Source organism: Aliivibrio kagoshimensis (genome assembly GCF_050337105.1).
Taxonomy (GTDB): Bacteria; Pseudomonadota; Gammaproteobacteria; order Enterobacterales; family Vibrionaceae; genus Aliivibrio_A; species Aliivibrio_A kagoshimensis.
On the sequence record NZ_JAKJSQ010000034.1, the window covers coordinates 34,881 to 42,924 of the forward strand.

7 protein-coding genes, 2 tRNA genes and 2 rRNA genes are annotated in these 8,044 nt (G+C 42.9%); 3 read left to right on the plus strand and 8 right to left on the minus strand.

Translation table 11 applies throughout. From position 1 onward, the window contains the following. Positions 1-13: 13 nt before the first annotated feature. The 3 genes from L4C32_RS12290 to phoB are packed head-to-tail and all read right to left on the minus strand — an operon-like array spanning position 14 to position 3,056. Positions 14-1,027 (minus strand): PstS family phosphate ABC transporter substrate-binding protein, encoded by a 1,014-nt coding sequence (locus L4C32_RS12290; RefSeq protein ID WP_428197172.1) that lies wholly within the window; start codon positions 1,025-1,027, stop codon positions 14-16. Next, positions 1,024-2,334 carry a phosphate regulon sensor histidine kinase PhoR gene (gene phoR, locus L4C32_RS12295; RefSeq protein WP_428197173.1) on the minus strand — a complete coding sequence of 437 codons (1,311 nt, stop codon included), beginning with the start codon at positions 2,332-2,334 and terminating at the stop codon, positions 1,024-1,026. Before phoR ends, L4C32_RS12290 begins: the two co-directional genes overlap by 4 nt. A gap of 32 nt (positions 2,335-2,366) precedes the next feature. Beyond that, positions 2,367-3,056 carry a phosphate regulon transcriptional regulator PhoB gene (gene phoB / locus L4C32_RS12300; protein WP_428197174.1) on the minus strand — a complete coding sequence of 230 codons (690 nt, stop codon included), beginning with the start codon at positions 3,054-3,056 and terminating at the stop codon, positions 2,367-2,369. Between the two features lie 213 nt (positions 3,057-3,269). On the opposite strand from phoB, the gene rdgC reads away from it, so the two are divergent. The 3 genes from rdgC (at position 3,270) to L4C32_RS12315 (ending at position 5,996) form a co-directional block, all read left to right on the plus strand. Then, complete coding sequence (gene rdgC / locus L4C32_RS12305; protein WP_428197180.1) at positions 3,270-4,187, plus strand: recombination-associated protein RdgC; 918 nt, start codon at positions 3,270-3,272, stop codon at positions 4,185-4,187. Between the two features lie 168 nt (positions 4,188-4,355). Beyond that, the gene (gene trhP / locus L4C32_RS12310) at positions 4,356-5,738 is read left to right on the plus strand and encodes a prephenate-dependent tRNA uridine(34) hydroxylase TrhP (RefSeq protein ID WP_428197175.1); all 1,383 of its coding nucleotides are present in this window, start codon (positions 4,356-4,358) and stop codon (positions 5,736-5,738) included. A gap of 3 nt (positions 5,739-5,741) precedes the next feature. After that, positions 5,742-5,996 carry a YfhL family 4Fe-4S dicluster ferredoxin gene (locus L4C32_RS12315; RefSeq protein WP_428197176.1) on the plus strand — a complete coding sequence of 85 codons (255 nt, stop codon included), beginning with the start codon at positions 5,742-5,744 and terminating at the stop codon, positions 5,994-5,996. Positions 5,997-6,008: 12 nt separating this feature from the next. Here L4C32_RS12315 and L4C32_RS12320 read toward each other — a convergent pair whose 3' ends face one another. From L4C32_RS12320 to L4C32_RS12340, 5 genes are all read right to left on the minus strand, one after another. Beyond that, entirely contained in the window at positions 6,009-7,175 is a 1,167-nt protein-coding gene (locus tag L4C32_RS12320; protein ID WP_428197177.1) for a GGDEF domain-containing protein, read from the minus strand. Positions 7,176-7,502: 327 nt separating this feature from the next. Further along, positions 7,503-7,579: transfer RNA gene (locus L4C32_RS12325), tRNA-Trp, on the minus strand. A gap of 12 nt (positions 7,580-7,591) precedes the next feature. Continuing rightward, positions 7,592-7,668, minus strand: a tRNA-Asp gene (locus L4C32_RS12330). Between the two features lie 31 nt (positions 7,669-7,699). Continuing rightward, positions 7,700-7,815: ribosomal RNA gene (gene rrf, locus L4C32_RS12335) — 5S ribosomal RNA — on the minus strand. Positions 7,816-7,928: 113 nt separating this feature from the next. Further along, positions 7,929-8,044 (minus strand): 23S ribosomal RNA (locus tag L4C32_RS12340); the annotation flags it as partial.

Here is an 8,044-nt window from a genome sequence, read left to right on the forward strand (position 1 = left end):
ACTTCTCCCGGCATCATCCCTGTAGCCCAACGTTTTGTAGCTCTTTTTGAATCACAGTGGCAGGCAGTGCAATGTAGCCCTCTTTTTCGACCACCGATTGACCATCGGCAGAAAGAATAAAGCGTATGAACTCAGACTCAAGTGGACTTAACGCTTCATGTGGCGGCTTATTAACATAAATATAGAGATATCGTGATAGTGGGTACTTACCATTAATGGCATTCTCTTTGGATGCGGTGACGTAATGAGTGCCATTTTTTGCAATGGGTACAAGCTTAACACCCGTTGATTGATAACCCGAACCAGAGTATCCAATTGAGTTCAAAGAGGAGGCTATAGACTGCACCACCGATGCCGAACCTGGCTGCTCATTAACGTTCACTTTAAAGTCACCATTGCAAAGTGCTGACTGCTTAAAAAATCCATACGTACCGGACACCGAGTTACGCCCAAAAAGTTGCACTCTTTTTTCACTCCATTCCCCCGTCAAACCAAGATCACCCCACTTCACAATCGGTTCGACAGCCCCACACCAGAATGTGGCAGAGAAGAGTGAATCCAGTTGCTTAAAATTCAAGCCCTTGATCGGGTTATCGCGGTGTACAAAGATCCCCAAGCTGTCTAAGGCCACACGGATTTGCATCGGTTTGTAACCATATTGACGCTCGAAGGCTTCAATTTCACGTGACTTCATCGATCGACTCATTGGCCCAAATTGAGCGGTCCCCTCTATTAATGCGGGAGGGGCTGTAGACGAACCAGCGGCTTGTATTTGGATATTGACACTTGGGTAGAGGTATTTAAATCGCTCTCCCCATTGAGTGATCATGCTGCCTAAAGTATCTGAGCCTACCGATGACAGGTTACCTGATATGCCACTAACAGATTGGTAACTTGGTAGGGTAAGAGTCTCTTCGGACGATACTGATAAAGGCTGAACATAAAAAGCAGCAATAACCAACAACGTAGCTCGATAGGCTACGTTATTTTTGATGGAAAGAATGACTCTTTTTCGTATGTTACTCATTCACACCCTGCTGTACTCAATAACCGCTTTGGTAATACAAAGGAGAAGGTTGACCCACGATTGACTTCACTCTTGATCGACAAGTGCGCATCATGATGACTTAAGGCGTGTTTGACAATAGCCAACCCTAATCCACTTCCTCCTGTTTCTCGAGAACGCGCTTTGTCTACACGGTAAAAACGTTCGGTTAAATGGTGTATGTGTTGCGGAGCAATGCCTTGCCCACTGTCTGTAACTTTAAAGCAGGCTCCTTCCGGTGTTTGAAGCCAATCAACCACAATACTGGCTTTTGCCGGTGTATGTTTCACCGCGTTATAGACTAAATTTGAGATTGCACTTCTTAACTGGTCTTCATCACCCATCACTTTCAACCTTTTGTCCACATTAAAGGTGAAGTCGTGCTCATCTGCCCCGCTGAGTGCGACGGCTTCTTTTTCTAGGATCTCTATAATAGAAGGAATGTTCACCACTTCATTGAGATCATGAGAAGGTGCCGCCTCGATCTTAGAGAGTGTGAGTAACTGTTTCACTAAGCTGTTCATGCGCATTAACTGTTCAGTCATCACACCATGTGCTTTCACCCACATAGGGCCAACCAAGATTTCTGGCTCTTTAGACATCTCCAAGTAACCTTGTAATACGGTCATAGGAGTGCGTAACTCGTGAGAAACATTGGCCAAGAAATTTTGTCTCATTCCTTCTAACTGCTTTAATTTTGAGATATCTCGGACCACCATCAGGTGCTCACCATCGGTATACGGTACAATTCGAAGTTCTAAGGTTCGTTCAAGATTCAAAGGTGAAGGCATCTCAAGAGGCGCAGAAAAGTCACGACTCTTTAAATAGTGAATAAATTCAGGGTTTCTAACTAAATTACTGATTGGTTGTCCTGAATCATCCGGCCAGCGAAAACCGAGCAGTGACTGTCCTAAGGTATTGCACCACACAATATTTCCCTCAGCACGAAAAACAATGACCGCATCAGGAAGCGCCTCTGCACCATTTCGAAAGCGTCGAATCAAACCTGACAGCTCACTTCGACGTCGCCTATGCCGTTTCTGAAGCCGATACATACCATCAAAAATTGGTCGCCAACTCCCCGTTCCGGAAGGGGGTAGTCCTCTTTTATCAGAGAGTAACCAACGCAGTACCTTCATCTGGTTGTGCATATGCCATAACAGTTGAATGACGGTGCCAACCAATAAAAACCACACCATATGATCGAATAATAAGCCGGCGATAATCCAAGGGATGTAAAAAAACATCGACTCAAGGATCAATCGTTTCCATGACAATTTATCGACCATTAATGACTCCCGCTTACGTCTGTATTACTTGTTTATGATTTAGTAGAAAAGCGGTAACCCGCACCGCGCACAGTTTGAATCAACTTAGCGTGATCTTCTGCTTCCAGCGCTTTGCGAAGTCGACGTATATGAACATCAACTGTCCGGTCTTCAACATAGACATTGGTGCCCCAAACATGGTTCAGTAACTGCTCTCGACTATAAACTCGCTCTTGGTGAGTCATGAAGAAATGCAGCATTTTGAACTCAGTAGGCCCCATATCCAATGGCCTTTCATTTGAAGTCACTCGATGTGATACTGGGTTTAACTTTAACCCTTGAACATCAATCACTTCTTCAATTGAAGTAGGAGAAACACGGCGAATAACCGCTTTCAAACGAGCGATAAGCTCTTTTGGCGAAAAAGGTTTAGTAATGTAATCATCGGCACCAACTTCTAAGCCGCGCACTTTATCCTCTTCTTCCCCACGAGCAGTTAGCATCACAACCGGGATATTTCGTGTAAACTCTTCACGTTTCAGATGCTTAATGAAATTAATACCTGTCCCGCCAGGTAGCATCCAATCAAGCAAAATCAGATCTGGGTAAGGCTCACATATTTTTGATAATGCTGAGTCATAATCTTCAGCTTCAATCGGTTCATAACCTTTTTGTTCTAAAACAAAGCAGAGCATTTCGCGAATCGGAGCTTCGTCCTCAACGACTAGAATCCTTCTTGACATAATCTATACCTAGTTGATTAATCTATACCTTGAGCATTATCTAACCTAAGTATGACACTTTTGTGACGAATTGAAACAATATCACCTGTTGATGAGTGATTTTTCACCAAGGTTCTATTTTCATGACTTTTCCTTGACCGTTTTGCTCAAGACAAACTGACTAAAATCCCCTATGATAAGTGCCAACTATTTTACTAGGAATGTATTATCATGATGTGGTTTAAGAACTGCCTTGTTTACCGTTTTAGCAAAGAGATTGATCTACAAGCTGAACAGTTAGAGAAGCAACTGGAAGAGTTTCGTTTTACTCCATGTGGTAGTCAAGACCTACAAAAGTTTGGCTGGGTAACCGCAATGGGCCGTCATGGCGATATGATGACTCATGTATCAGCGAACAATATCCTCGTCTGTGCTAAGAAAGAGGAGAAGATGTTACCGGCTTCTGTAATAAAAGACTCTCTCGCCGTCAAAGTGGATGCCGCTGAATTAGAACAAGGACGTCCTCTTAAAAAGAAAGAAAAAGAGGCCTTAAAAGATGACATTGTGATGGATCTTCTTCCTCGTGCCTTTAGCCGTCATAACCAAACTTATGCTCTGATCATGCCAAAAGCAGGATTAGTACTGGTTGATGCCAGCAGTTACAAAAAAGCGGAAGATCTGCTTGCGCTATTAAGAAAGTCCATGGGCTCTCTTCCTGTTGTTCCTGTCGTTGCTGACAAAGCCGTTGAGCTCACGTTAACCGAATGGGTTCGCTCTGGTGTCACACCTAAAGGTTACGAAATGGGTGAAGAGGCTGAGCTAACCTCTATTCTTGAAGGTGGCGGTGTCATTCGTTGTAAACAGCAAGAGCTTGTTTGTGATGAGATTCATGCACACATCGAAGCAGACAAAGTGGTCACTAAGCTTGCGATTAATTGGCAAGATCGCATTCAGATGGTATTAGCTGAAGATTTATCACTTAAGCGTCTTAAGTTTAGTGATGAGTTAAGGGATCAAAATGAGGATATTGACCATGAAGACAAAGCAGCACGTTTTGATGCAGATTTAGCATTAATGTCTTCTGAGTTAGAGGTATTCCTACCCGATCTGTTTGACGCTATTGGTGGCATTGAGAAATCTGACCAGCAGTAACGCCTCGTTTCATCCTTTCCTGATATCAAAAATAGAGCCTATGTGGCTCTATTTTTTTATCTCTCTTAATCATTGGCGATCTCACTCTTTTAAAGGTAAAATCCAGCCTCATTTTTTATGCCATTAAGTGGCGTAACCCTGACTTATAATCAGACAAAGAAGAACCCCATGTTTATACCAGAACTCCTCTCCCCCGCGGGAAGCCTTAAAAATATGCGTTACGCTTTTGCTTATGGTGCAGATGCCGTTTATGCAGGACAGCCTCGTTACAGTCTTCGTGTTCGTAATAACGAATTTAATCATGAGAACTTGAAGATCGGTATTGATGAAGCACACGCTCAAGGCAAAAAACTGTATGTGGTGTGTAACATCCAACCACATAACTCAAAATTAAAGACCTTCATCCGTGATCTAAAACCTATCGTTGAGATGGGTCCGGATGCACTGATTATGTCTGATCCTGGTTTAATCATGATGGTTCGCGAAAACTTTCCTGATGTGGCAATTCACCTCTCGGTTCAAGCAAATGCCGTTAACTGGGCAACGGTGAAGTTTTGGTCAACGCAAGGTGTTGAACGCGTCATTCTTTCTCGTGAACTCTCTCTTGAAGAGATTGAAGAGATCAGAGAACACTGCCCTGAAACCGAGTTAGAAATTTTTGTGCACGGCGCTCTTTGCATGGCTTATTCTGGTCGCTGCTTGCTCTCTGGATACATGAATAAACGAGATCCTAACCAAGGGACTTGCACCAATGCGTGTCGTTGGGAGTATTCAGCTGAAAAAGCCACAGAAGATGAAACGGGGCAGATTGTAGAGATTCAAGATGCCGCAGCGGTGCAAACTCATCAACCTGAAGCGCGTCCAGATAATACTCTAGGACTCGGCAAGCCAACCGATGAAGTAGTCTTACTCTCTGAAGCACATCGTCCTGAAGAGAAGATGGCCGCTTTTGAAGATGAGCATGGTACTTACATCATGAACTCAAAAGATCTTCGTGCTATCCAACATGTTGAACGTCTTACTAAGATGGGCGTTCATTCGCTTAAGATTGAAGGTCGTACTAAGTCTTTTTACTACTGTGCACGTACCGCTCAAGTGTATCGTAAAGCGATTGATGATGCTGTCGCAGGTAAACCTTTTGACCAAAGCTTAATGGGCACACTTGAGAGCCTAGCACACCGTGGCTATACAGAAGGTTTCTTGCGTCGTCACACGCATGATGCCTATCAGAATTACGATTACGGCTACTCTATTTCAGATACGCAACAGTTTGTTGGAGAGTTTACAGGAAAACGACGTGGTGCTCTTGCTGAGGTCGACGTGAAGAACAAGTTCATGGTGGGTGACAGCCTTGAGATGATGACACCTAATGGTAATGTCACGTTTACGTTAGAGCAGATGGAAAACCGAAAAAGTGAAGTGATTGACGATGCCAAAGGTAATGGTCACTTTGTATTTATTCCAGTTCCAGAAGATGTTGATCTAAGCTACGGGTTATTAATGCGTAACTTCCATCAAGGACAAGATACGCGCAATCCTCAAGGTAAGTAAACGATGGCATTACTGATTAACTCTAAATGTATTAATTGCGACATGTGTGATCCCGAGTGCCCTAACGAGGCGATCACCATGGGCGATGATATTTATGAGATCAATCCAGATAAATGCACCGAGTGTGTAGGCCATTACGATGTGCCAACTTGCCAATCAGTTTGTCCTATTAATAACTGCATCATTACCGATCCGAGTAATGTTGAATCAGAAGAGCAGCTACTGGATAAATTTGTTCGCCTTCAGAACCTAGCGTAAACCAGCAGCACCTTAGTGGTGCTGTTTCTCCTTCCAATGCATTGAACAGTTTTTTCCGCTCGCTTTCGCTTGATACAACGCCTCATCTGCATTATCTATACACACCTCTATATCTCGGTCTCTATCCGTTGATAAGTAGCAGCCAATAGAAACTGTCACACTCAGTTTATAGCCTGGGTAGCTAAGCCCTGAAACCTCACTACGAATCTCTTCTGCTATCTTTGCTAAGTCACACTGATCACTTTTGTTGATCAATACCAAATACTCTTCACCGCCATAACGAATTGCCACATCAGCTTTGTGAGTCGTATAAGTGCTCAGCACCGTCGCAACATCTATGATAACCTGATCCCCCATTCGATGACCAAAGGTGTCATTGATAGCTTTAAAGTCATCGATATCAATCATTAAAAAGCCATGAGGATGTCTATTTTTATTCAGCTCTTGATTAAATCCGATAGCAGATTCACTGAGGAAATAACGGTTCTTTAGTCCTGTTAGCGCATCGGTCTGACTTTGATTTCGAAGATTAATTGAATTAGCTCTTAATCGCAATTGTCGGTTTCTTGCTTTTTCAAAATGGACAAAGTTTGACAAACACTCCCTCTCTCTACGCACACATGCAAACAGACTCATCAAAAATACGCCGCCAATAATCGACACCCTATCCAGTTCACGCATACGATCAAACTCTAGCAACGGTGGATAGATCCATATCAGATATCCCGCTAAACACGCGAACAAAGTAAAGAGTGAAAAAGGAAACGACATTCTTGAAAAGGCAGCGATATACACCATGACAATGATCACACCACTTTGATAGTTATAATCCCCATTATTGATAGCAAGCACGCCAAACCAAACGATCGAGATATTAACCAATTGCAGTAAAATTAATTCGCACTGTTCTAAATATTTAGCACTCTTTTTCTTTACTATAAATAACATAACCAAGCTAATTAAAGAGACAGTGAAACGGATAAGTATCGCTTCTGTTGTGTACTCTCCCAAATGAACAGCATCGACGACCGAGAAAGCTAAATAGACTAAAACAGCTAACATTAAATAGTTTGAATAAGGGGAGATCACTTGATGAATATAGAAATGCCGATAACGCATTTTCATTATCGGTGATAATACCTGTTTCCGTGTTTCAATCGTCTTGTAGAATCGACTCAAATTACCACTCCAATACACATCAAACAATGGAACAAAGATCACGTTATATTCATTTCTTATTATAAGTGATCTTGCTCTCTATAGCAGTCAAAATCCAATATTCTATTACTGTATTGGCTTCATATGCTGACTATTTATACTCATGTTACCCCGACTTCCTTGCTAATAATTACGCTAATTCTCTCTGTTTATTCGTGTTCTAACCTAGCCGAATACCCTATGTGCGAAAAAGCCCTGAATCGTGAGATTCAGGGCTTTTAAATATGGTTCTTAACTTTATCACAGACGAAAAAAAACCTGAATCGTTAGATTCAGGTCTTTTAAATATGGCAGGGGTGGAGAGATTCGAACTCCCAACACGCGGATTTGGAATCCGCTGCTCTGCCAATTGGAGCTACACCCCTGTTGCAATTTAATGGCGGAGTGGACGGGACTCGAACCCGCGACCCCCGGCGTGACAGGCCGGTATTCTAACCAACTGAACTACCACTCCGCAGTGTCTATTCAGCATTATGCTATTTAAAGCCTGGCGATGTCCTACTCTCACATGGGGAAACCCCACACTACCATCGGCGCTACTGCGTTTCACTTCTGAGTTCGGCAAGGAATCAGGTGGGTCCACAGCGCTAAGGTCGCCAAGCAAATTCTTACAATTCGGAAAGTTTCTTAGCAATTGACTAAATCTTAAAGTTTCTCAAAACACACTTAAGCGCTCATCTTATTTGAATCCGAACAAAACCACTTGGGTGTTGTATGGTTAAGCCTCACGGGCAATTAGTACCAGTTAGCTCAATGCCTCGCAGCACTTACACACCTGGCCTATCAACGTTGTAGTCTCCAACAACCCTTTAGGACGCTTAAAGCGTCAG